Origin of the sequence: Pseudomonas putida, assembly GCA_041071465.1 — a bacterium.
GTDB lineage: Bacteria > Pseudomonadota > Gammaproteobacteria > Pseudomonadales > Pseudomonadaceae > Aquipseudomonas > Aquipseudomonas putida_P.
In genome coordinates this window covers 2,984,463-3,008,762 of sequence record CP163498.1, presented here as the reverse complement: position 1 = coordinate 3,008,762, position 24,300 = coordinate 2,984,463, and the positions used below count along the sequence as shown (strand labels likewise).

Here is a 24,300-nt window from a genome sequence, read left to right as displayed (position 1 = left end):
TTGCCGACGACCAGAGCCGGGTCCAGCGACATCACCTGCCCACCTTGGCGGGCGATGGTGTTGAGGGTTTGCGCCAGGCTGGCGGCCGGCAGGTCGAAACGCTGCAGCTGTTGCTGCGCAGATCCTTGCGCCTGGACGACGGCCGTTGGTGCGGTTGCCAGCACGATGGCAAGGGCGAGGGGCCAAGGTTTGAACACGTGGATACTCCTGAATTTTTGCTGTTGTCAGGAGAGAGGTGGGACGAGCAAGAAAAACCGGACACGAATGATAAAAATTTTCATTCGAAAGCAGCCCGCTCAGCGCGCTTCGATCAAGGTCAGCCAGGCACCGTAGCGTTTCACGCTGATCGGCATCGTCTCTTCAAGGGCAGCCAAGGTGCGCTCGCTGTCATCCAGCGGGAACACCCCCTGTACCCGCAGGTTGCGCACCTGCGGGCTGACACGGACGAACCCCGGGCGATACGGGCGCAAGGCATCGATAACCAACGCCAGGGGCTCGTCCAGCACACTGAGGTGACCTTGCACCCAGTCGGCGCGGTAGGCCTGCCCCGCCGTCAGTGGCTCGATGCGCTGCGCATGCAACAACGCTGCCTGACCCTCTGCCAAGTCCAGCTCGGTGCCATTGGGCAACGAAGCGCGCACGGCGTGCTCCAGCACCACCACGCGGGTGGCGTCGGCCAGTTGCTCGACCAGAAAACGCGTACCCAGTGCGCGCACATCACCTTGCTCGCTACGCACGATGAACGGACGGCTCGGGTCTGCAGCCACCTGCACCACCAGCCCTCCCCTGCGCAAGCGCACCAGCCGACGGCTGCCGGAGAAGGCGAGGTCGACCGCACTGTCGGCATTCAATGTCAGCCGGCTGCCATCAGCCAACGTCAGGCTGCGACGTTCGCCGGTGCCTGTACGCAAATCGGCCGTCAATGCCTGGCCGGTATCGCTGCTGGCGGCGAACCACAAACTGCCACCCAGCACAGAAAGCCCGGCCATTGCCCGCAACACATCGCGCCGACCGACTTCCGGCTGCAGCAAGGTATCGCGCAAAGCGCCAGGAGCTCGGCGCACAACCTCGAAGTGCTCGCCCAAGCCACGTTGCAATTGCTCCCAGGCATGGACGTTGGCCGGGTCATCACCCAGCCACTGCTGAAAAAGCGCCTGTTGCCGGGCATCGTCTCGCCCGGAGCGCAGGCGCACCATCCACGCGACTGCCTGTTCGGCGGCAGGGTTCAATACGCGCCGGCTCATGCTTGCGCCCCGCTCAGGTAACACTGGCGCAAGGCCTGGGTCATGTAGCGGCCAACCGTACGTTCGGATACGCCCAGGCGCCGACCAATTTCCGCATAGGCCAGGCCATCGAGCTGGCTCATGAGAAACGCCTTCTTCACCACCAGCGGCAGCCCTGCCAGGCTGCGGTCGATGGCGTGCAGGGCTTCCAGCAGCAGGTGGGTTTCTTCCGGCGAGGGCGCCAGCGTTTCAGGCAGCAGCATCAGCCGCTCCAGGTAGGCCTGCTCCAGGCGTCGGCGGCGATGGCGGTCGGAAATCAGTCGCCTGGCAATGGTCGAGAGGTAGGCGCGCGGCTGCTCGATGGCCGCTGGGTCGACCCGTGCGGCAAGCAGCTGGCAGAAGGTTTCGGCAGCCGTGTCCTCGGCGTCTGGGCGGTTGCTCAGTTGCCGTTGCACATGCCGCAGCAACCAGCGGTGGTGATCGCTGAAAAACAAACCCAGCTTGCTGGTGTGGGATGCGGACACGGGCAGGACCAAAAGCTAATGAGAATTTATCGCATTTTATAGGCGAGACGCGGGAAGCGCTACCCGGCGCCAACACCTATTCTGTGATTGAGCCCCCTCCTTCTCCAGAGCCCGCACCATGCCCGACACCACACGCTTCGACTGGCAACGCTGGATGCCCGGCCTGGTCACCCTGCTCCACTACAAAGCGGCCTGGTTACCCAAGGACATCGCCGCCGGCCTGGTGCTCACCACCATGCTGGTACCCGTGGGCATCGCCTACGCCGAAGCGTCCGGCGTCCCCGGTATCTATGGGCTGTACGCCACCATCATCCCGCTGCTGGCCTATGCCCTGTTCGGCCCCAGCCGCATCCTGGTGCTGGGGCCGGACTCGGCGCTGGCCGCGCCGATCCTGGCAGTGGTGGTGCAGTACGCTGCCAGCGACCCGCAGCGGGCGATCGCAATCGCCAGCATGATGGCGCTGGTCGCCGGGGCGTTCTGTGTGGTTGCCGGGTTGCTGCGCCTGGGCTTTATCACCGAGCTGCTGTCCAAGCCGATCCGCTACGGCTACATGAACGGCATCGCCCTCACCGTATTGATCAGCCAGTTGCCCAAGCTGTTCGGCCTCAAAGTCGACAGTGAGGGGCCCTTGCGCGACCTTTGGCACTTGGGCCAGGCGCTGTTCGCCGGCCAGGGGCACTGGCCAAGCTTCGTCGTGGGCGCCGGTAGCCTGGCGCTGATCCTGCTGCTCAAACCGTTCAAGCGCCTGCCAGGCATCTTGATCGCCGTGGTGTTGGCGACGCTGGCAGTAAGCCTGTTCAATCTCGACCAAATGGGCGTCAAGGTACTCGGGCAATTGCCCCAGGGCCTGCCCAGCTTCGTCTTCCCTGGGTAACCGACATCGACCTGGTCGAAGTGATACTGGGCGGGGTTGCCGTGGCGCTGGTGTCGTTCGCCGACACCAGCGTACTGTCACGCTCTTATGCCGCACGCCTGAAAATGCCGGTAAACCCCAACCAGGAGATGTTCGGCCTGGGCGTGGCCAACCTGGCTTCGGGGCTGTTCCAAGGCATCCCGATCAGCAGCAGTTCGTCACGCACACCGGTGGCCGAAGCCGCCGGCTCGCAGACCCAGCTCACCGGCATCATCGGCGCGCTGGCAGTAACCCTGTTGCTGCTGGTAGCGCCCAATCTGATGCAGCACCTGCCCAACAGCGCGCTGGCTGCGGTGGTCATTGCCGCTGCGCTGGGGCTGTTCGAGTTCGCCGACCTCAAGCGTATTTTCCGCATGCAGCAGTGGGAATTCTGGCTGTCGATCACCTGCTTTGTCGGTGTGGCGGTGTTCGGCGCCATTCCCGGTATCTGCATTGCCGTGGCGGTGTCGGTGATCGAGTTCCTGTGGGACGGCTGGCGGCCGCACCACGCGGTGCTCGGGCGTGCCGATGGGCTGCGTGGTTACCATGACGTGCAGCGTTATCCACAGGCCCGGCGTATTCCGGGGCTGGTGCTGCTGCGCTGGGACGCGCCGCTGTTCTTTGCCAATGCCGAGCAGTTCCAGAGCACAGTGATGGCGGCGGTGGACGCGTCGCCGACGCCGGTGCAGCGGCTGATAATTGCGGCGGAACCGGTGACCAGTATCGACATCACCTCGGCGGACATGCTGGCCGAGCTGGACCGAGCGCTGGAGGCACGGGGGGTGGAGTTGCAGTTTGCCGAAATGAAGGACCCGGTGAAGGACAAGATGCGGCGATTCGGGTTGTTCGAGCATATGGGAGAGAGGGCTTTTCACCCTACAGTGGGCGCGGCAGTGGATGCCTATCTGGAAGAGAGTGGGGTCGATTGGCAGCCCTGACAGAGGAACTAAACAGCCCGTACCCGAAGCCGAAACCGGTCAATCCAGATAAGCATGGCACTGGCATACACCGACACCGCCAGAAACAGTGCCATGCGCACGGCAAAGGCGCGGTAAACGTCCTGCCCGCCGGCACTGTCCTGCACCGACTGCCCTAACAGGATCAGCATTGTCGTCAGGCAGCTCACCCAATAAGCCGGGCTCTGCCGGTTCGACACGGCCTGGTACAGCCGTCGCGCCTGCCAGAGCGCGAACAGCAGTACCCACAGGAAGAACATCCACAGGTGCACGTACAGGCTCAACGCCCCCCACAACACTATCGCCAACACCCCAGCAAGCAAGGTTGAACCGATCAGCTCTCGGCTGGCGTGCCGCGCACGGGTTTCGCCGGCCTGCTGCCCAACGCTCACGGCTTTCATGATCAGTGGCATGTACTGGTCCGGCGCGATCAACGCCAGGAGAAAGGCCGGCATCACGATCAGTGTGGCCCGCAGCGCCACCCAGCTGACATGCTCGCTGGCCAGCAGCGCCGCCGCCGGTTGTGCCGGCGCATCGGCTGGCTCGGGAAACAGCACATGCGCCACTGTCGTGCCCAGCACCGCCAGCAGCATGCCCTTGGCCAGCGCTTCGACTACCGAAAGCGCCAATGTGAAATCGCTGGTGCCGGCAGCAGCAATCATGGTCAGGCCGACCACCAGCAGGTTGGCCAGCAGGCCGTTGCCCCCCTTCAACGCATAGCGCAATGTCAGGAAAACCCCCACCCCCACCAGCAACACGCCAGCCGTTGGGGCATGGCGCAACAGCGGAATAAGCAGCAGACCGCTGCCGCAACTTAGCAGCACCAGCAGCGCCAGGGCCGGCGCCGCACGCAGGGGCAGTGGCTGACTGCGCATGGCGAGCAGCAATACTGCAAACACAGGTGCCAGGATCGGCACCGGCAAGCCGATACCAAAGCTCACTGCCAGGCACAGTGCCACGCCCCAGGCCAGGCGCAGGGCGCGCAGGCGGCGCAGCTCAATAGGCATATGACAGCCAGCTCATCAGCCACATGAACAACCGGCCCAGCAGGTTCAGGGGGTTGCCTTCGCCGGGCAAGGCCATGACCTCGGCCTGGCCACCGACCCGCAGCACGGTCTTGTCCTGAAGCTGGTCGCGCTCCAGCTCGACGATCACCGGGAAGCGCTGCGCCGAACGCAGCCACTCGCGGCTGTTCTGCACGGTCGGCAGCGTACCCGGCGCTGCAGGCTGGCCCACGCTCACACCGTAGCCAATGCTGCGTATACGCCCCTTCAACACAGTGCCGGGCAGCGCGTCGAGCACCACCAGCACCGGCGTGTCGGGGCGCAGCCGACCGAGGTTGTTCTCGGTCATGTCGGCACTTATCCACACGTCATGAATACTGATCAGGGTCATCATCGGGCTGCCCGCCCCGACATAGTGGCCAACGTCGGTGCGCAAGTCGGTGATCAACCCGTTCGCATCAGCGCGTACCACGGTACGGGCAAGGTCCAGGCGGGCCTTTTCCACGTTGGCCGCTGCACTGCGCAGCTGGGCATTGTCCTCCTGTGCACCGCCCTGCTGTTCACGGGCGCGCACCACTTCAGCACGGGCCGCCGCCACTTGGCTTATGGCCTGGTCACGGGTGGCCTGTGCGCCTTCCAGGCGGCGCACCGATACCGTGCCGGGGTCTTCGTCAATCAGCCGCTTGAGGCGTTCTGCGTCCTGCCGCGCCTTGCGCTCATTGGCCTGGGCCGCCACGAGCGCAGCCTGAGCGGAGTCGATGCCAGCGGTACTGGCGCCGATCTGCCGGCGCACGGTATCGAGATCGGCTTCGGCGCGGGCCAAGGCAATGCGGTACTGTTCTTGGTCGAGTTCGAACAGCACATCGCCCTGGCGCACTTCCTGGTTGTTGCCGACGGCCACACGCTTGATCTGCCCGGCCACTTCGGCGGCCACCGGCACCACGTAGGCCTGCAGGCGTGCCTGCTGGGTGTATGGCGTGAAGCGGTCCGCCAGCAGGTACCAAAGCAGGCTCACGGCAATTAGCAACAGCACCCAGCGCATACCGCGATCAGGGGCTGACGGGGGCGGCGCTGGCCTGGTGTCGCTCATTCGGTTTCACCTTGTGCATGTGCGCTGGAGGCTGGCACGTCGAGCAGCTCGCCCAGTCGGTGCGTTGCTGCATGTGCTGGCGGGTGGCCGGGTCGATCGGCGCGCGGCGGGTGTCCCAGCCTCCGCCCAGGGCCTTGTACAACGTCACCAGGCTGCTGACCGCGTTGCCACGGCTGACCAGGTAACCATCCTGTTGCTGCAACAGCAGTTGCTGGGCATCGAGCACCCGCTGGAAGTCGGCGAAGCCTTCGCGGTACTGCGAGCTGGCCAGGGTCAGCGAGCGTTGCGCCGCCTGGGAAGCCTGGTCGCGAATGGTTGCACTTTGCAGCGAGCGCACCAGACCGCTGGCAGCGTCGTCGGCTTCACGGGCGGCTTCGCGCACACCCTGTTGGTACAGCTCGATCAGTTGCTGCAAGCGGGCATCTTCCACCCGCACGGCATTTTTGCGCCGGCCGTAGTCGAACGGGTTCCAGATCAGGCTCGGCCCTGCCGCCAGGTCGAAAGTGTTGGGCAGGTGACTGGCCGAAAGAAAGGTCCAGCCGATACTGCCAAGCAGGCTCAGTTGTGGATAAAGATCGGCCTCGGCCACCCCGACCAGCGCCGACTGCGCCGCCACTGCCTGCTCGGCGGCGCGAATGTCTGGCCGGCGCTGCAGCAGGTTGGCAGGCACGTCCTGCAATATTGCGCGCTCTGGCAGCGGCAGCTGGCCATGACCGGCCTGCAACTGCGGCAGCGGCCCGGGCGGGCGGCCCAGCAATGAGCACAACACATTGCGCAGGGCGTTGAGCTGATTCTCGAATTCAGGGATGGTGGCCAGGGTCGCCAGGTATTGAGTACGCGCCTGCTGCCAGTCGAGTTCGTCATGTTCGCCGTGGCGGAAAAGCCGCTCGGTGATCTCCAGGCTACGCGCCTGGCGCTTGGCGTTCTCTTGCGCGATATCCAGCCGCGCCTCGGCGGTACGCAGGGCAAAGTAAGTGTCGGCCACTTGCGCACGCAGCAGCAACATGGCGTCGGCGTAGTTGGCCTGGGAGGCGAAGTAGAGGGCATCTGCGCTTTCGATGGCGCGACTGAAGCGGCCCCAGAAGTCGATCTCCCAGCCAATGTCGAAGCCGACGCTGGATTGCCAGAACACCGAATCACGGGCGGTGGCAGTACCGGACTGGTTCTGCTTCAGGTACAGGCTCTGCGCGCTCAGTTGCTGCAGCTGTGGATAACGCCCGGTCTGCACGATGGCCAATTGCGCACGAGCTTCAGCGATACGCAGGCCAGCCACGCGCAGGTTGGTGTTGTTGGCGTCGGCCTCGGCAATCAGCGCGTCCAGCATCGGGTCGGCAAACACCGCCCACCACTGGCGCAGGTCAGGGGTGGTGGCGCTACGCCCTGCCTGTTCCAGCATGGGTGTGCTCCAGCCGTCCAGCCACGGGGCCTGGGGCTTTTCGAAATCGGGGCCGACCTGGGTGCAACCAGCCAGCAGCATCAGCAACCCCAGGCCATAGCAGCAGTTGGGCATGGCTCAGGCGGCGGGGGGTGCCGGTTGCTCCGGCACCTGCAGCGCAACCCATTGCCAGAACAACACGTAGGTCACGCCTAGGATTACCGGGCCAATGAACAACCCGATGATGCCTTTGACCACCATGCCGCCCAGTGCCCCAATCAGCACCACCGGCATCGGCACATCGACCCGCGCCCCAGCAGCATCGGTTTGAGCACGTTATCGGCAAGGCCGGCGACGAAGGTGTAGACGGCAAAAACGATGGCCGCCACCGTGAAGCCTTCGGTGTTGAATACATAAATGATTACCGGCACCGTGACCAACGTGGCCGGGGCTTGGGCAATCCCAAGCATGAGGATGACGATGGCCAGCATCCCTGCCCCTGGTACGCCTTTGATGACGAAACCGACACCGATCAACAGCATTTGGATGAACGCAATGCCGATCACGCCTTGCGCCACCGCGCGAATGGTAGCGGTGCACAGCGTGGCCAAGGGCTTACCGCGCTCTTCGCCCGAAACCCGCATGGCAATACGCTGCGCTGCGACTTCACCGCGTTCACCGAAGGCCATGATGACCCCGGAAATGATGATCGCGCCGATGAACAGCAGGAAGGCCCCACCGGCACTGGCCGCAGCGCCCAGTACCGTAAGCCCGGCACCCTTGATCTGGGGCATCCACTGATTCAGTACACTGGCCATGTTTTCGGAGGCCGCCAACCACAGCGCATGCACCTTCGGCCCGATCAGTGGCCAATTCGCCACGGAGTCAGGTGGGACCGGCACGCTCCAGGCACCGCTCTTGAGCAAGGTCACCAGGCTGTCCACCGATTCACCAATGGACATCACGACCAGGTAGATCGGCACCAACAGCACCACCAGTACCAGCAGCACCACCAGCGTCGCCGCATAGCCTTGCTTGAGCCCAGTGCGGCGCTGGATACGGCAATGCAACGGGTACAACGTGACCGCCAGGATCACCGCCCACAGCATCAATTCCAGGAACGGTTGGAATACCTGGAAGGAGAAGATCACCAAGGCTGCCACCAGGCCGGCCTTGATGAGTACATCGAGCAAGCCCCGCGACAGGGCGCTGTCCAGCTTGAAACTCGACTGCATGATCCACCTCCCGACATTCAATGCACCAGCCAGGCGCAATTCACTGGCCCGTTTCAGGGGATACCTGCACGGGGCTGTCGTCGCGTAGCTGCCGCGCCAAGGCCATCATTACCAAGGGCACCACGGCCATCGACAAGGTGATGGCCAGTACCAGCAGGTCGTGCACCTGCTGGGTGAGGACCTGATGGTCCAGCGCCAGCTTGAACACCACGAAGGCGAACTCGCCCCCCGAGGCCAGCACTACGCCCAGGCAGAGCGCCTGTGCCTTGTTGAGCCCACCGAGCGTGCGCCCCAGGCCATACAACAAGGGCAGCTTGATGGCGACCAGCAGCAAGGTGAGCCCCAACACCATCAGCGGCATGCCGAACAGCAGGCGCAGGTCGGCACTCATGCCCACGCCAACGAAGAACAGCCCCAGCAGCAGGCCTTTGATTGGCTCGATCTGGGTTTCCAGTTCGTGGCGAAAGGGCGACTCGGCCATCAGCACGCCGGCCAGAAAGGCCCCCAGCGCCATCGAAACACCCACGTGCTCCATCAACCAGGCGGTGCCCAGCACCACCAGCAAAGCCGTGGCGGTCGACAGCTCAGGCAGACCCGACCCCACCGTCCACTTGAATACCGGGGTCAACAGATAACGGCCAAAAACAATCAGCACACCAATGCCAACAGCCACGGCCAGCAACGGCCAGGCACCTTCGTCGGCGGTGCTGACATCACCACCGAGCAACGGCACCACAGCAATCAGGGGAATGGCGGCAATGTCCTGGAACAGCAGAATGGCCACGGCCAGACGGCCGTGAGGCTTGCCCAGGTCCTTGCGTTCGGCCAGTACCTGCAAGCCAAAGGCGGTGGACGACAGCGCCAGGCCCAGGCCCAGCACGATCGCAGCGGCCCTGGATTGGTCGAACACCCCATACGCCAGCAGCCCAAGCAGCACGGCGGTAAGCCCCACCTGCAAGCTGCCGACGCCAAACAGCGCCCGGCGCATGGTCCACAGACGCCGTGGGGACAGCTCCAGGCCAATCACGAACAGCAACATGACCACGCCCATTTCCGACAGCCGCGCCACGTTGTCCGGGTTGCCGAGCAGCCCAAGCACCGACGGGCCAATCAGGATACCCGCCAACAGATAACCCGGTACCGCCCCCATTTTCAGACGTTGCGCCAGCGGTACCAGAAGCACCACGGCCAACAGGAACACCACCGTCGCCTGCAGCAGGCTGCCGTCATGAGGCATGAGCTCGTACCTTCGCAGCTTCCCGTAGGAAGGGGTTCAGAAGCGTTCTTCGACGACCTTGAACGGGTAGGCCACAGCCTTGTACTTGCCGATCTTGCCGCGTTTGGGCAGCTTCACCAGCTGCTCGCGGGTGATGTCTTTGTAGGGAATACGGCTGAGCAGATGGCTGATGATGTTCAGCCGAGCGCGACGTTTGTCGTTGGAGTGCGCCATGAACCACGGCGCCCAAGCGGTATCCGAGGCCTGGAACATGTCGTCACGCGCCTGGGTATAGTCATCCCAGCGGGTGTACGACTTGAGGTCCATCGGCGACAGCTTCCACAGTTTGCGGCCGTCGGTGATGCGATCCTGCAAGCGCCGGGTTTGCTCTTCGGCGCTGACTTCAAGCCAGTACTTGATGAGGATGATCCCCGACTCGACCATGACCTTTTCAAACACCGGCACACCGGACAGGAACTTATCCACTTGCTCATCGGAGCAGAAGCCCATTACCCGCTCCACCCCTGCGCGGTTGTACCAACTGCGATCGAAGATCACCACTTCGCCTGCCGCAGGCAAGTGGCCCAGGTAGCGCTGCAGGTACATCTGGGATTTTTCCCGTTCGGTCGGCGCCGGCAGCGCCACCACACGAAACACCCGCGGGCTGACGCGCTCGGTAATGGCCTTGATGGTGCCGCCCTTGCCGGCGCCATCGCGGCCTTCGAAGACAATGCATACCTTCAAGCCCTTGGCCACCACCCACTCCTGCAGCTTCACCAGCTCTACATGCAGGTTCCTGAGCGCTTTTTCGTAGGCCTTGCCGCCCAGTTTTTCTGGCTGTTCCTGGGTGGGTTTCTTCCTGGACGGCTTCGACATGACACTCTCCTGAAGGCGAATGAAGAGTCAGTATGGTCGATTCATGACGGTTTGCCGCTTCGCTTGCAGATTGATGCGGGGGCTGCCGTGCAGCCCCGCCGGGTGGCGCTATTTGGCCAGCTTGTTGTAACTGGTCATCAAGTTGCGGTAGTCGGGGATATGGTTGGAGAACAGGGTACCCAGCCCCTCGATGTCATTGCGCCAGTCACGGTGCAGCTCGCAGGCCACGCCGAACCAGGTCATCAGCTGCGCCCCCGCAGCCTCCATGCGCCGCCAGGCCGAATCTCGGGTCAGTTCGTTGAAGGTGCCTGATGCATCGGTGACAACGAATACTTCGAAGCCCTCCTCCAGTGCCGACAAGGCCGGGAAGGCCACACACACTTCAGTGACGACACCGGCGATCAGCAACTGCTTCTTGCCGGTGGCTTTGACTGCTTTGACGAAGTCTTCGTTGTCCCAGGCGTTGATGTTGCCGGGGCGTGCAATGTAGGGGGCGTTGGGGAACTGCTCTTTCAGTTCCGGCACCAGCGGGCCGTTGGGGCCGGTCTCGAAGCTGGTGGTAAGGATGGTCGGCAGCTTGAAGTACTTGGCCAGGTCCGAGAGGGCCAGCACATTGTTCTTGAAGCGGTCGGGTCGATGTCCCTTACCAGCGAGAGCAGGCCGGTCTGGTGGTCGACCAGCAGCACGGCGGCGTTGTTCTTGTCCAGACGCTTGTATTGGAAGCTCACGGTGGATCTCCTTGCTTCAGCGGGTTGGGAGTATCAGCGTAGGCAAGGATGAAGGGTGGGAGCGACCGTCAGTCGGTTCGCTTGTTCTGTGCCTGCCCAGTTTTAGTATTCCCGGCGCTTGCGAAACGCCCAGCGCCCAACCAGCACGGTGAAGGTCGCCACCAGGGCAACCAGCACCCAGAAGCCATGGGGGTTTTCCGCCAGCGGCACGCCACCCACGTTCATGCCGAAGAAGCCCGCGATGATGTTGATCGGCAGCGCCAGCACCGTTACCACGGTCAGGGTGAACAAAGTGCGGTTGGTCTGTTCGTTGACCTTGGCGGCGATTTCTTCCTGCAGCAGCTTGATCCGCTCGCCCAGGGCGGTGAGGTCGCTGATCACCAGGGTGAACTCTTCAGTGGCGGCACGCAGTTGGCGTATGTCCTGTTCCTTCAGCCACTCCGGCGGGCGGTTGAGCAAGCGCAACAGCGCCCCCGGCTCCAGCGCCAGCAGGCGCTGCAAGCGCACCAGAACCCGGCGCATGCTGCCCAGCTCGGCACGGTTGTCGCTTAGGCGCTGGGACAGCAACTGGTCTTCGATGCGATCGACGCTGGTGGTGGTTTCACGCACGATCTGGGTCAGCACATCGCCCTGGTCACGCAGCAGGTGGACCAACAGTTCGATGGACGAATGAAAACGCTCACCCTGCTTGACCGACGAACGCAGCTTGTCCACCGAGTGCAACGGCTGCAGTCGCGCACTCACCAGCAACTGGCTGCTGGCACAGGCCCACAGCGTGGAAATGTCCGACGACACCAGGCCGAAGTTGAACACCACATCGTTGACCACTGCCAGCAGTGCTGAGTCGGCGTGCTCGATGCGGGTCGAGCGGGAACCTTCGCGCAGCGTTTCGAAGAAAGCGTCGGGCAACTGCAGGTGGGTGCGCAGCCAGCGCTCGCAGGCTGCGTGGGCCAGGTTCAGGTGCACCCAGAGAAACTCACCGGGCTCCAGCGGCTGGCCGAGCGTGTGCAACAACTGCGTCGAATCGATTTCGCGCCCTGGCTGGCCGGGCGGAAAGCGAAGGCGTAGAGCAAGCCGAACAGGTCGTGGTCCTGTGGCAGGTGCAGCGCGGGATGGCCCATTCGAACTCGCAATGAGGCACGGGGAGATGGCAGAAATGTTGCTGAATATTCGTTGCAGCCAGATGACAGCAACCTTCAGCGGCACTGCCCGCTCCCACAGGGTCGGTGTCTACCAGCGATAGGTGGCCGTGCCCAGCACTGTGCGACCATTGCCGTAGATACAGCGGGTAGCGTCATAGCATCCCGCCACATACTCTTTGTCGGCCAGGTTGCTGGCGTTTACCGCAAACCGCCACGGCCCGGTTTCGTAATGCACGGCGGCATCGAGCAAGGTATAGGCCGGCACGTTCAGCGAGTTGTCCGGTGCCCCCGGATTGCGACCGGTGTAGCGCACCCCTGCGCCGAAACCCAGGCCCTTGAGCAAGCCATCGTGCAAGGTGTAGTCAGCCCATACCGAGGCCAGGTTGCGCGGTGTCGGGATGCTGATGGGCGTCTTGCCATCGGTCTCATCGTTGGCCTTGGTCACCTTCACGTCCTGGTAGGTATAGGTGGCGATCAAGTTGAGCTCATTGCTCAGGCTGGCCACCCCTTCCAACTCGATGCCACGCGAGCGCACCTGCCCCGTCTGTACTTTGTCATTGGGGTTGCCTGGCGCAGTGGTCAGCACGTTGTCCTGGGTAATCTCGAAGACAGCGGCAGTCAGCGAGCTGTTCGAGCCCGGTGGCTGGTACTTGATACCCGCTTCGTATTGCTTGGCTTCGGTGGGCTCGAATGGCTGATTGTTGGCATCGGTGCCAGGGTTTGGCGTGAAACCTTCGCTGTAGCTCAGGTAGGGTGCCAGGCCGTTGTCGGCCAGATACACCAGGCCAACCCGGCCACTGAACGCCTCGTCACGGGTATGTATTTCGGGATCGGAACCGGCATCGGTCCAGTTTCGGGTTTGCGATGTGGCCCAGTCATAGCGACCACCCAGGGTCAGTACCCAATGGTCGTCGAAGTGCAATTGGTCTTGCAGGTACAACCCGGTTTGTCGGCTGGTCTGATGGCTGTAGCTCCAGGTGTCCGGAGTGAACTGGCTTGGGTCGACCGGGCCATAGTCCGTGCCGCCATACAGGTCGACAGGGGTGGTCAGGACGTAGGCCTGCGGGTCAGAGGTTTGCTGACGCTGCCAATCCACACCGATCAGCAGGGTATGGCGGATGTCGCCAGTACTGAAGTCGGCCTGGGCCTGGTTATCCACAGCCCAGCGGCTGTACTTGGGGTTCTCGATGCCGGCGTAGCGTAACAGTGTGCGCTCGTCACCACCTTCCATGCCGTAGTAGGCGGTAGTGCCAACACCAAAGACCATGTTGTCATTCAGGTCCAGATGCGAATAACGCAGGTTCTGGCGCAGCTGCCAGACGTCGTTCAGGCGCGTTTCGAATTCGTAGCCGAGGCTGTACTGGGTCTTCTCGTACTTTGAGAAGTGCTTGTCGCCGGTGAAGGTATCGCGACCGATCTTGCCGTAGGGCGAGTGGGACAAAGTACCAACTGCCGGCAGGAAGTTGTCCTGGGCGTTGGAATCGTCCGCCAGGTAATTGCCCATTACGGTCAGCCGGGTCTCTTCCGACGGCTGCCAGGTCAGGGCGGCGGAGAGTGCCTGGCGCTTGTCCTCCCAAGGGGTGTCGCGAATGTTGGCTTCATGGCCGATGGCCGTTATGCGGTAGCTCCAAACGCCCTCGTCATCCAACGCGCCGGTGCTGTCGAAGCCCAGCTGTCGGCGCGCGTCAGTGCCGTACTGGGCCTGGATTTCGTGGCTGCTGACCGTGCTCGGGCGCTTGGATACCTGGTTGATCACCCCACCGGGGTCGCCCTGCCCATACAAGACGCCTGCCGGACCACGCAGCACTTCGACACGTTCGAGCATGTAGGGGTCGACCATCCAGCTGGCCAGGTTGATGGTGGTCGGCAGTTGCAGGCCGTCTCGATAGGTCGTCGGCGAGAAGCCGCGTACGACCGTGTACCAGTCGGAGCGGTTGTTGGCGCCGTAGGAAGACACGCCCGGGGTGTAACGCAGGGCCTCATTGACCGACTGCACGCCTTGAGCCTCCATGCGTTCACGGGTTACCACCGAAATTGACTGCGGGGTCTCATGGATAGGCGTGTCGGTCTTGGTTGCAGTGACACTGCGCTTGGCCACGTAGCTGCCCACCGGCCCCAGCGGGTTCTCTTCGCCCAGGGCGGAAATGGTCTGTGCCTGCAAGGTGACCGCCCCTTGGCTCGTCGCACATACCAGGCGCCAGCTGCCATCGCTGCTGGCTTCGGCGGCCAAGTCAGTGTTGCCGAGCAGGGAAGCGAAGCCTACGTCGATCGGGTAATCACCTGACAGGCCGCGGCTGCTCAGGCCACGTGTGAGTGCCGGGTCGAAACTCAGCAGCACGCCGGCCTGGCGGGCATAGGCGTTGAGGGCACCTTCCAGGCTACCGGCCGGGACCTCGACGTGGTGGCTTGGCGCAGCCTGCGCCAGGCTGCCGATGGGCAGGCTGACACTCAGGCCCAGCAGGGCGATACGCAGAGCGCGGGCAAGCGGGGTGTGCGGGGACGACGCCATGGGGTTTCCTTGTGGTCATGAGCGGAATTGCAAGGAGGCCGAGCCACGGCGAAAAAACTGCAAAAAAAAGAAAATAGTTTCTGTGAGATGTGCATGAACGTTTTCGCGGGCATGCCCGCGAAGGGGCTCACGCGCTTTGTCAGGCCGGCTCCAGGGTCACCCACCAGCGGGTCAAGTACCGCGTTCGCACAGGCAAAGTACGGCCCAATGCCGCCAGCGCCCGGTCCGGCTCGTCCAGCGGAAACACCCCGGAAATCAGCAAGTCCGCTACCGCAGGGTCACAGCGCAACACCCCGTTGCGATAACGCCCGAGCTCGGCACACAGGCGGGCCAAAGGCCACTGCCGAACGACCAGATACCCGTCGCGCCAAGCCAGTGCGTCACGGTCCAATGGCTGGGTCGCAAATACCCTTTGCCGGTTGAAACGCACCTGCTCCCCCGCGCGTATAACGGCTGCAGATTGCAGCAAGGTACCCGGCCGCACCGCAACGGCCCCCTCCTCCACGGCCAGCAACGCACTCTCGTCATTCAGCCGCACCGAGAAACCGGTCCCGAGTGCCTGCAAGGTCCCCAAGGGGGTTTCAACCCAGAATGGCCGTTCGGCCCCTTGCTTGCCGGTCTGGATCATCACCTCGCCAGCCAGCAGATTTATACGCCGCTGCTGGCTGTCGAATGCCAGGTCCAACGCGCTACCACTGTTCATCTGCAGCCAGCCGCCATCCGGCAGTTGCAGGCGCCTGCGCTCACCCATGGCAGTGCGCTGCCCTGCCAGCCAGGGCGAGCCGCGCATCCCCAGGCTGGCACTACCGACCACGGCTGAGCCGCCCAATAGCAACGCCAGCCCTTTGAGTACCGTGCGTCGATCGCGGTAACGCAGGGCCTGGCTTGCCTGGGGTGGCGGCATCGCCCCCAGGCGCCCGTCGAACACCGCCAGCCGTTGCCAGGCCTGCTCATGGCTTGGGTGCAAACCGCGCCAACGCTGGCAGGCTTCCAGTTCTTCGACCTGGGCCAGCCCCGAGGCCAGGCGCACGCGCCAGCCGATGGCCTGCGCCACCACTTGCTCAGTCGGTTCCGATGCGCTCACGAATACAGCACCCGGTAGCAATGGCCGAACGCCTGGGTCATGTACTGCTGCACCGAACTGAGCGAGAGGCCCAGCTGTTCGGCAATTTGTGGATAAGTCAGCCCGTCCAGCTGCGACAGCAGGAACGCGCTACGCACCTTGGGCTTCAGCCCATCGAGCATTCGGTCGATTTCCACCAGAGTTTCCAGCACCAGCACCCGCGCTTCGGCTGGCGGAGCTTCCGGCTCAGGCAGCGCCGCGAGGCTGTCGAGCCAGGCCCGTTCCAGGCTCAGCCGGCGGTAATGGTCCACCACCAGCCCCTTGGCGACGGTGGCCAGAAATGCACGTGGCTCGCGCAGGCCATTCAAGGTGTCACGCCCAGCAGGCGAAGGAACGTGTCCTGGGCCAGGTCGGCAGCCTGGTGCTGGCACTCCAGGCGCTTGAACAGCCAACCACGCAGCCAGGAGTGATGGCCACGGTAAAGCTCGCCGACTTGAGCGTTGTGGGGCAGCGACGACACGGGAGTACCTCGAGGCAGGGTTACGCGAGGGTGTTAATGGGAAGCAGTATTATTTACAAGTGCGCGCATTTCAAGAGACTTGCCCATGGCCATCACTTCACAAATTCCTGAACTGATTATTTGCCGTCAGCGATTTGTCCCCTCGCCAACCACCACCAGAATCGCTTCACCATAATCACAAAAACCGTGAGGCCACTCCCGTGGACCAGACACTCCAGGTGCGCCAAGCCGCCGCCGACCTCGTCGCCGCGTTCGCCAGCAACGACACCGCCCGCTATTTCGCCTGTTTCAGCGAAGACGCCACATTCCTGTTCCACACCTTGCCGCAGCCGCTGCTGTCGCGCCGCGCCTACGAAGACCTTTGGGCCCAGTGGCAGGCCGAAGGCTTTGCCGTGCTCGCCTGCGAGTCGAGCAACGCCCAGGTAAGCCTGCAAGGTGACGTGGCGATCTTCATGCACGATGTGGCCACGCATATCCGTATCGCCGGTGAAGACCACCGCTTGAGCGAACGCGAGACAATTGTCTTTCGCCGCCAGGCCGACCAGTGGTTGGCCTGTCACGAGCACCTGTCGGTCGTAACGCCGGCCTGATCACCTTTACGCGGCACTGCCGCCCTGCCATCGCACCCACAAGAAGGCCCGCGCACTGCGCAGGCTACAACAACCGCGCTGGAGCACCACCATGAGCCACTCGACCGGTATCGAGACCAACGGCGTCGAACAGATCCCCGCCGATCAACGCGACGCCTCCCCACTGGACCTGTTCCGCCTGATCTTCGGCGGTGCCAATACCTTCGCTACCGCCGTGCTGGGCAGTTTCCCGGTGCTGTTCGGGCTGTCGTTCCAGGCGGGTGTGTGGGCCATTCTGCTTGGCGTTGGCGTCGGTGCACTGATCCTCGCACCGATGGGGTTGTTCGGCGCGCTCAACGGCACCAACAACGCCGTTTCGTCAGGCGCGCACTTTGGCGTGCACGGGCGTATCGTCGGCTCGTTCCTGTCACTGCTCACGGCGGTGGCGTTCTTCTCGCTGTCGGTTTGGAGCTCGGGGGATGCCCTGGTCGGCGGAGCCAAGCGCCTGGCCGGCCTGCCGGAAACCGACCTGACCCTGGGCCTGGCCTACGGCTTGTTCGCGGTGCTGGTACTGGTGGTATGCATCTTCGGCTTCCGCTTCATGTTGTGGGTCAACAAGATTGCCGTGTGGGCTTCAAGCCTGCTGTTCCTGTTGGGCATCGTCGCCTTTGCCGGCCCGTTCGATGCGGGTTATGCAGGCAGTGTCAACCTTGGCCAGGCAGGCTTCTGGGCGGCGTTCGTCGGCGCAGCGATCCTGGCCATGAGCAACCCGGTGTCGTTCGGCGCCTTCCTGGGCGACTGGTCGCGCTACATCCCGCGTGAGACGCCCAAGGCGCGCATCATGCTGGCAGTGATCGCGGCACAGGGCGCAACGCTGATTCCGTTCCTGTTCGGCCTGTGTACTGCCACCCTGGTTGCCACCCAGGCACCGGACTACATCGCCGCCAACAACTATGTGGGCGGCCTGCTGGCGGTAGCGCCAAGTTGGTTCTTCCTGCCGGTGTGCCTGATTGCGGTGATCGGCGGCATGTCCACCGGCACCACCGCGCTGTATGGCACGGGCCTGGACATGTCCAGCGTGTTCCCCGCTTGCTCAGCCGTGCCGGCGCCACGCTGCTGATCGGCGTGCTGGCAATCGGCTTCATCTTCGTTGGCCGCTTCACCTTCAACCTGGTGCAGAGCGTGTCGACCTTTGCCGTGCTGATCATTACCTGCACAAGCCCGTGGATGGTGATCATGATCCTTGGCCTGATTACTCGCCGCGGCTTCTACCACGCCGATGACCTGCAGGTGTTCACCCGCGGCCAGCGTGGTGGCCACTACTGGTTCCTGCACGGCTGGAACTGGCGCGGCATGGGGGCGTGGATCCCCAGCGCGGCGGTCGGCCTGTGCTTCGTCAACCTGCCGGGGCAGTTCGTCGGCCCGCTGGGCGACCTGGCCGGTGGCATCGACCTGAGCCTGCCGGTCACCCTGGGGCTGGCTGGCGTGCTGTACCTGCTGCTGCTCAACCTGTTCCCTGAACCTGCTGGCGTGTATGGCCCCCAGGGCCCGCGTTGGGTGCGCTGCAAAAGCACCGCGCGCACGCCTGTGACCACTGCCGAAATGGCCTGACTGGAAACCGACCATGACCACTTCCCACTATATCGCCGGCCGTTGGGTCGAAGGCCAGGGCAGCGACTGCATCAGCGTCAACGACCCTGCGCTGGGGCAACCGTTCGCCGAACTGATGGCCGCCAGCGTGGCCCAGGTCGATCAGGCCGTAGCCGCTGCCCGCAGCGCTCTGCCCGCCTGGAAAAACACCAGCGCCAGCGAACGCGCAACCTTCCTGCGTGGCTTTGCCGAACAGCTCGGGCAGCGCCGTGAAGCGCTGATCACCTTGCAGATGCGCAACAACGGCAAACCCCGTCACGAGGCCGAAATCGACCTGGATGACGCCATCGCCACCTTCGGCTACTACGCCGAACTGGCCGAGCAACTGCCGTCGAAAAACCGTGACGTGCCGCTGGCCGCACCCGGTTTTACCGCCCGTACCCGCCTGGAGCCGGTGGGCGTGGTCGGCCTGATCGTGCCGTGGAACTTCCCGCTGGTCACCAGTGCCTGGAAGCTCGCCCGGCCCTGGCTGCCGGCTGCACCGTGGTGCTCAAACCGTCGGAGGTCACCCCGCTGATCGAGCAGGCCTACGGCCAGCTCGCCGACGCCCTGGGCCTGCCGGCCGGCGTGCTGAACATTGTCAACGGCAAGGCCGAGACTGGCGCCGCGCTCAGCAACCATAACGGCCTGGACAAGCTGTCGTTCACCGGCAGCAACAGCGTCGGCAGCCAGGTAATGCGTAGCGCGTCGGCGCAGTGCCGGCCGGTGACACTGGAGCTGGGCGGCAAGTCAGCCATCGTGGTGTTCGACGATTGCGACATCGACCAGGCAGTGGAGTGGATTGTTGCCGGCATCAGCTGGAACGCCGGGCAGATGTGTTCGGCCACTTCACGGCTGCTGGTCCAGGACGGCATTGCCGATGCGCTGTTGCCGCGCTTGCAGGCGGCACTGGAAAACCTTCGGGTGGGCAACCCATTGACCGAAGAGGTCGACATGGGCCCGCTGACCAGCCAGGCGCAGTGGCTGAAGGTGGCCAGCTACTTTGCCACGGCGCGGGAAGAAGGTTTGCAGTGCCTGGCCGGCGGCAAGGCTTTGGACCGTGATGGCTGGTTCGTCAGCCCCACGCTGTATGCCGACGTGCCGAAAGACAGCCGCCTGTGGACCGAGGAAATATTTGGCCCAGTGCTGTGCGCACGGCGCTTTGCGACAGAAGAACAGGCGATTGCCGAAGCCAACGACAGCCGCTTCGGGCTGGTAGCCACCGTCTGCTCCGCTAACCTGGAGCGTGCCGAGCGCGTGGCCGATGCGCTGGAGGTTGGCCACGTATGGATCAACTCTGTGCAGGCAGTGTTCGTCGAAACCTCGTGGGGCGGTACCAAGGGCAGCGGGATCGGCCGCGAGCTGGGGCCTTGGGGGTTGTCGGCGTACCAATCGGTCAAGCATGTGACGCGCTGCCTCGGCTAACATCGCAAGGCGCCGCTCCCCCAGCAAGTGTGCAGCCCTTCAGCATGCGCGGTACCTGTGGGAGCGGCCTTGTGCCGCGATAGGGCTGCAGAGCAGCCCCCGGCATTCACACCGATTCGTCAGCGGGGCGCACACCCTCTTGCACCAGTACCATGCTCTGTGGCGAAGACAGGGGAATACCTTCGTCACGCAGGCGCCCAAGAATGGTGAACAGCAGGTCGCTGCGGGTGCCTGACACCTGCCGCGGCCCGGCCACGTAGCCGCTGACGCCAATCACCATGCCACTGGTCGTCAGGTCCTTGAACGACACCGAAGAAGCCGGCGCATCCAGAATCGCCTCATGCTCGTGGTAGGCCGCCAGCAGCAGCTCACGCACCTGGTTGGCATCGGTCTCCAGCGGCAGTGTCAAGGTAATGCTGACCACACCCAGCGCATTGCCCATGGTCACGTTGCGCACGTTCTGCGAGATGAACTGCGAGTTGGGCACGATCACCGTTGAACGGTCTGACATCTGGATTTCGGTGGCGCGCACGTTGATGCGGCGGATATCGCCCTCGACACCCGCCAGGCTCACCCAATCACCCACCTTCACCGGGCGCTCGGTCAACAGGATCAGGCCGGAGATAAAGTTCTGCACAATCTGCTGCAGGCCGAAACCGATACCGACCGACAGCGCACTGACCACCCAGGTCAGGCTGGTGAGATTGATGCGCAAGGTCGACATCACCAGCATGGCCAGGAACAGGAAACCCAGGTAACCCACCAGGGTCACCAGCGAGGCCCGCATGCCGGCGTCCATGTCGGTTTCCGGCAGCAGGCGATCGCTCAGCCAGCGCTTGACCACACGGATGGCGAACAGGCCACCCAAGAAAATCGCCAGGGCCAGCAGGATGTCCTGCGGCACGATATTCAGGTTGCCGAGCAGCTTGCCGCCGGTGCCGTCCCAATCGCCCAGGCTCAGCAGCAGTTCGCTGGGGCTGGTGCCCGATGGCATCAACACCAGCAACAGCGCCAGGAACAGCACGATGGTGCGGCCGATGCCAGCCAGGATGGTGCTGGCTTGCGCCTGGTGACGAGGTGCCAGGCCCAGGGTCGAGGCCAGCGCCAGGCCTCCGGGCTGGCGTGGCGACAGCAGGGTTTCGCACAGGTCGCCGAAGAAGGTGGTCAGCAAGTAGGCACAAGTGACCACCAGGCTGACCCACAGCAACTTGGCAGTGAGGAAATAGGCAAGCGTCAGGTAGCCGGTGCAGTGCCAGCAGGATCAACGCCAGCCAGATGACCATCACGAACGGGATCAGCCCAGCCAGGCCCGTCGGGCGCTCCAGTTCATGCTTGCGCAGGGTGTGGCGATAACGCAGCAACGCGCCGGCAAAGATGAACGCCACTACCAGTGCGGTCAGCCCGTTGACGGCCACCGTCAGCGCCAGGCTGGCGCCGATCACACTGTTCATGCGCTCCATGGTCATCATGACCATCAGGGCCAATGCCAGTACCTTCGGGAACCAGCCCAGCGCGCTGGCAACTTCGTCATGGATCGGCGGCAGCCGCCAGGACGGCCGCTGCAGCATCAGCATGGCGCGGCCCAGGCCGGTAATGAAGGCACTGAACACGACCAGGGCGAGAATGTGGTTGGTCAGGCTGGCGATATCCGAACCCAACTCTGCACTGCTTTCCAGCCCCCAGCGCAGCAACGAAACAGAACCGGCGATGGTACCCAAGGTTGCCAGGCTGACACCAAGGGCCAAAGCGCTGCGGCGCAGGCGCCCTTCGGGCAGCCAGCCGACCATGGCACTGGCCAGCAAGCGCTCGAGCACGCGGCGCACCAAGGTCCATACCAGAATCGCCGCCACCAGGCTGGTAATGAACAGCCAGCGGTGATCGGCGCTGAAGGCGCTGTTGATGGCATCGGCTGCCTCGCCGCGCAGGTCGCGCAGGCGCGCCACGTCGTCCTGGGTGGGGCGGATGATGCTCTGCCAGAACGCCGGGCTCAGTGGCGAAGCGGCACGGCTGGTGATCTGCGAGTTGAACTGGCTGCGGCGCAGGTTGACGATTTGCGTGGACAGGTCGCGGGCCGACTGGGTCAGCTTGATGGCCTGGTCCTGCTGGGCTACCAGCGCCTTTTTCTCAGCCTCCAGCGCTTTGCGCTGCTGGGTCAGAGTGAGTGCCTCGTCCGGCTGGGCCGGGCCGATGACCTTCAGCTTGTCGTCGAGTTTTCCCACATCGGCAGTGCGCTGTGCACTCAATGCATCGGCCTGACGCTGAACCTGCATGGCTGCAAGACGCAGTTGCGACAGCAGGTCGTCGTTGGCCTCGCTGGTGACGCCCTGACGGATCTGGTCCAGGCGGTCGTTCAGCTGTTCAAGGCTGGCGTTTTCGTCCAGTGCTGGCGCTTCGGCAGCCGCCAAATTGGACAATGGCGTGGCCGGGGCCGACCACGCCGGGCTGGCGAGCACCAGCATAAAGGCCAGCAGGGCCATCAGGCCTGGGCAACTACGGGCAAGGCTGACACGCCTCATCGAATATTCCTCTTTACAATTCGATTTGGCGGGGGATTCTACGCGGCTTCTGGCAATCAGGAGAGTGCCGTCTCTCGCTTCAGCAATTGCTCTTTGCGCTCCACGCCCCAGCGGTAGCCGCTGATGTCGCCATCCCGGCGCACCACGCGGTGGCAGGGGATGGCCACGGCAATGGGGTTGGCCGCGCAGGCCATGGCCACTGCACGCACGGCCTTGGGCGCGCCAATGCGCTCGGCAATGTCGGTGTAGCTGACCCGGCTGCCGGCCGGCACCTCGCGCAGGGCCTGCCACACTCGCTCCTGAAACGCGGTGCCTTGCACATCCAGCGGCAGGGCCAGGCCCAGCGCCGGGGCCTCGACGAAACCGATCACTTCGGCGACCAGCCGTTCGTAGGCGCTGTCACCGCCTATCAGGTGAGCCTTGGGGAACTGGTCCTGCAAGGCGTTCAACAAGGCTTCGGGGTCGTCACCCAGCAGGATCGCGCATATGCCCTTGTCGCTCTGGGCCACCAGAATCGCGCCCAGCGAGCACTGCCCCAAGGCAAAATGGAGGGTAGCCCCGGCACCGCCGGCGCGGTACTGCCGTGGGCGCATGCCCAGGCGCTGGTCGGCGCTTTCGTAGAAGCGGCTGTTGGAGTTGTAGCCGGCGTCGTAGATGGCATCGGTGACCGAGCGCTGGCCGTCTTCCAGGTGCGCGCGCAAGCGACGGGCGCGGAAGGCCGTGGCGTAGGCTTTGGGGGTAACGCCGGTTTCGGCCTTGAACAGCCGGTGCAGGTGGAAGGGGCTGACGGCCAGTTGCGCACTGAGCTGGTCGAGGCTGGGCGCGGGGTCGCTGGTTTCGATCAGCCGGCAGGCGCGGGTGACCAGCTGGCGATGGCGGGCGGTGCTGGCCTTGCCGATACAGCGTTTGCAGGCGCGATAGCCCGCGGCTTCGGCAGCAGCGGGGGTGTCGTAGAAATCGACGTTCGTGCGTTTGGCCAGGCGTGATTTACAGCCAGGGTGGCAGTACACACCAGTGGTGCGTACGGCGTACACGAAGTGGCCTGTGGCGGTGGCGTCGCGGGACTCGACAGCTTGCCAGCGTTGGTCGGGGGTGGTGTAGAGGGTCATGGTTCAGCATCCAGATAAGTTGTCGCCTGTACTGGCCCGCGAAAGGGCCGCAACGGGCAATGCAATAGCCTCAGGCACGCCACAGATACCAGGCCGCCACCGTACGAAACGGCCGCCAAGCGCCCCCCAGCGAGCGCATCTGCGCCGGTGTCGGCGCCTTCTCCAGCCCCTTGAGCCGCCGGTACCCTTCACGCACACCAAAATCGTCCACTGGCAAAATGTCCGATCGCTCAAGGCTATAGATCAGCAGCATCTCGACCGTCCATCGCCCTACCCCACGCAGCGCCACCAGGCGTTCGATCAAGGCCTCGTCGGCCATGGCCAACGCCTGCTCCCGCGTCGGCACCAAGCCCTCCAGACTGGCTTGAGCGATACCCTGGATCGTCGCCAACTTGCTCGCCGAGAAGCCGCAGGCCCGCAAGGTTTGCGGGGTAACCGCCAGCAACTGCTCTGGCTGCGGGAAGGCATTCGCCGGAAACAGAGCCAGCAACCGCCCCAGGATCGCTTCCGCCGCACGCGCGTGCAGCTGCTGATAGGCAATCGCCCGCACCAACGCTTCGTAAGGCTCACGTCCCGAGGTGGCCTGGTGCAGACAAGGCCCGGTCGCCGCAATGTGCCGCGACCAGTCCGGGTCAAGTGACGCCAGGTGTGCGGTGGCCTCGCGGTAGGCCTCGGGGGAAAGGTCGGCCAGAATCATGG

At 64.0% G+C, this 24,300-nt stretch carries 11 protein-coding genes and 9 pseudogenes; 4 read left to right on the top strand and 16 right to left on the bottom strand.

Going from position 1 to position 24,300, the window contains the following annotated elements; genetic code table 11:
- Positions 1-296: 296 nt before the first annotated feature.
- Positions 297-1,244, bottom strand: a complete 948-nt coding sequence (locus AB5975_13960; GenBank protein XDR22787.1) for a FecR domain-containing protein — start codon at positions 1,242-1,244, stop codon at positions 297-299.
- The gene (locus AB5975_13955) at positions 1,241-1,747 is read right to left on the bottom strand and encodes a sigma-70 family RNA polymerase sigma factor (GenBank protein ID XDR22786.1); all 507 of its coding nucleotides are present in this window, start codon (positions 1,745-1,747) and stop codon (positions 1,241-1,243) included. The genes AB5975_13960 and AB5975_13955 overlap by 4 nt, the downstream gene beginning before the upstream one ends.
- Before the next feature lie 118 nt (positions 1,748-1,865).
- Here AB5975_13955 and AB5975_13950 point away from each other — a divergent pair.
- Positions 1,866-3,577: pseudogene (locus AB5975_13950) on the top strand (SulP family inorganic anion transporter).
- An 8-nt stretch (positions 3,578-3,585) separates the two neighbouring features.
- On the opposite strand, the gene AB5975_13945 reads toward AB5975_13950, so the two are convergent.
- The 11 genes and pseudogenes from AB5975_13945 to AB5975_13895 form a co-directional block, all read right to left on the bottom strand.
- Complete coding sequence (locus AB5975_13945; GenBank protein ID XDR22785.1) at positions 3,586-4,602, bottom strand: DUF2955 domain-containing protein; 1,017 nt, start codon at positions 4,600-4,602, stop codon at positions 3,586-3,588.
- Positions 4,592-5,689, bottom strand: coding sequence for an HlyD family secretion protein (locus AB5975_13940; protein ID XDR22784.1), 1,098 nt, complete (start codon positions 5,687-5,689; stop codon positions 4,592-4,594). The genes AB5975_13945 and AB5975_13940 overlap by 11 nt, the downstream gene beginning before the upstream one ends.
- Positions 5,686-7,199 (bottom strand): annotated as a pseudogene (locus AB5975_13935) (efflux transporter outer membrane subunit). Before AB5975_13935 ends, AB5975_13940 begins: the two are co-directional and overlap by 4 nt.
- 3 nt (positions 7,200-7,202) lie before the next feature.
- Positions 7,203-8,299 (bottom strand): annotated as a pseudogene (locus tag AB5975_13930) (AI-2E family transporter).
- 40 nt (positions 8,300-8,339) lie between these two features.
- The gene (locus tag AB5975_13925) at positions 8,340-9,536 is read right to left on the bottom strand and encodes a monovalent cation:proton antiporter-2 (CPA2) family protein (GenBank protein XDR22783.1); all 1,197 of its coding nucleotides are present in this window, start codon (positions 9,534-9,536) and stop codon (positions 8,340-8,342) included.
- 36 nt (positions 9,537-9,572) lie between these two features.
- Positions 9,573-10,391 (bottom strand): polyphosphate kinase 2, encoded by an 819-nt coding sequence (ppk2, locus tag AB5975_13920; protein XDR22782.1) that lies wholly within the window; start codon positions 10,389-10,391, stop codon positions 9,573-9,575.
- Between the two features lie 108 nt (positions 10,392-10,499).
- Positions 10,500-11,119 (bottom strand): annotated as a pseudogene (gene ycaC, locus AB5975_13915) (isochorismate family cysteine hydrolase YcaC).
- 102 nt (positions 11,120-11,221) lie between these two features.
- Positions 11,222-12,240, bottom strand: a pseudogene (locus tag AB5975_13910) (transporter).
- Positions 12,241-12,349: 109 nt separating this feature from the next.
- Positions 12,350-14,770 carry a TonB-dependent siderophore receptor gene (locus AB5975_13905; GenBank protein ID XDR22781.1) on the bottom strand — a complete coding sequence of 807 codons (2,421 nt, stop codon included), beginning with the start codon at positions 14,768-14,770 and terminating at the stop codon, positions 12,350-12,352.
- Between the two features lie 139 nt (positions 14,771-14,909).
- Positions 14,910-15,854 carry a FecR domain-containing protein gene (locus AB5975_13900; GenBank protein ID XDR22780.1) on the bottom strand — a complete coding sequence of 315 codons (945 nt, stop codon included), beginning with the start codon at positions 15,852-15,854 and terminating at the stop codon, positions 14,910-14,912.
- Positions 15,851-16,353 (bottom strand): annotated as a pseudogene (locus tag AB5975_13895) (sigma-70 family RNA polymerase sigma factor). Before AB5975_13895 ends, AB5975_13900 begins: the two are co-directional and overlap by 4 nt.
- A gap of 200 nt (positions 16,354-16,553) precedes the next feature.
- Between AB5975_13895 and AB5975_13890 the strand changes: the two are divergent.
- The 3 genes and pseudogenes from AB5975_13890 (at position 16,554) to AB5975_13880 (ending at position 19,976) form a co-directional block, all read left to right on the top strand.
- Entirely contained in the window at positions 16,554-16,943 is a 390-nt protein-coding gene (locus tag AB5975_13890; GenBank protein XDR22779.1) for a nuclear transport factor 2 family protein, read from the top strand.
- Positions 16,944-17,034: 91 nt separating this feature from the next.
- Positions 17,035-18,533 (top strand): annotated as a pseudogene (locus AB5975_13885) (cytosine permease).
- A 13-nt stretch (positions 18,534-18,546) separates the two neighbouring features.
- Positions 18,547-19,976, top strand: a pseudogene (locus tag AB5975_13880) (aldehyde dehydrogenase family protein).
- A gap of 106 nt (positions 19,977-20,082) precedes the next feature.
- Here the strand turns inward: AB5975_13880 and AB5975_13875 are convergent.
- The 3 genes and pseudogenes from AB5975_13875 to AB5975_13865 all read right to left on the bottom strand — a co-directional run bounded on the left by AB5975_13875 (position 20,083) and on the right by AB5975_13865 (position 24,298).
- Positions 20,083-22,492 (bottom strand): annotated as a pseudogene (locus AB5975_13875) (DUF3772 domain-containing protein).
- A 56-nt stretch (positions 22,493-22,548) separates the two neighbouring features.
- Positions 22,549-23,601, bottom strand: coding sequence for a bifunctional DNA-binding transcriptional regulator/O6-methylguanine-DNA methyltransferase Ada (gene ada, locus AB5975_13870; protein XDR22778.1), 1,053 nt, complete (start codon positions 23,599-23,601; stop codon positions 22,549-22,551).
- Between the two features lie 70 nt (positions 23,602-23,671).
- Positions 23,672-24,298, bottom strand: a complete 627-nt coding sequence (locus AB5975_13865) for a DNA-3-methyladenine glycosylase (GenBank protein ID XDR22777.1) — start codon at positions 24,296-24,298, stop codon at positions 23,672-23,674.
- Positions 24,299-24,300 lie beyond the last annotated feature (2 nt).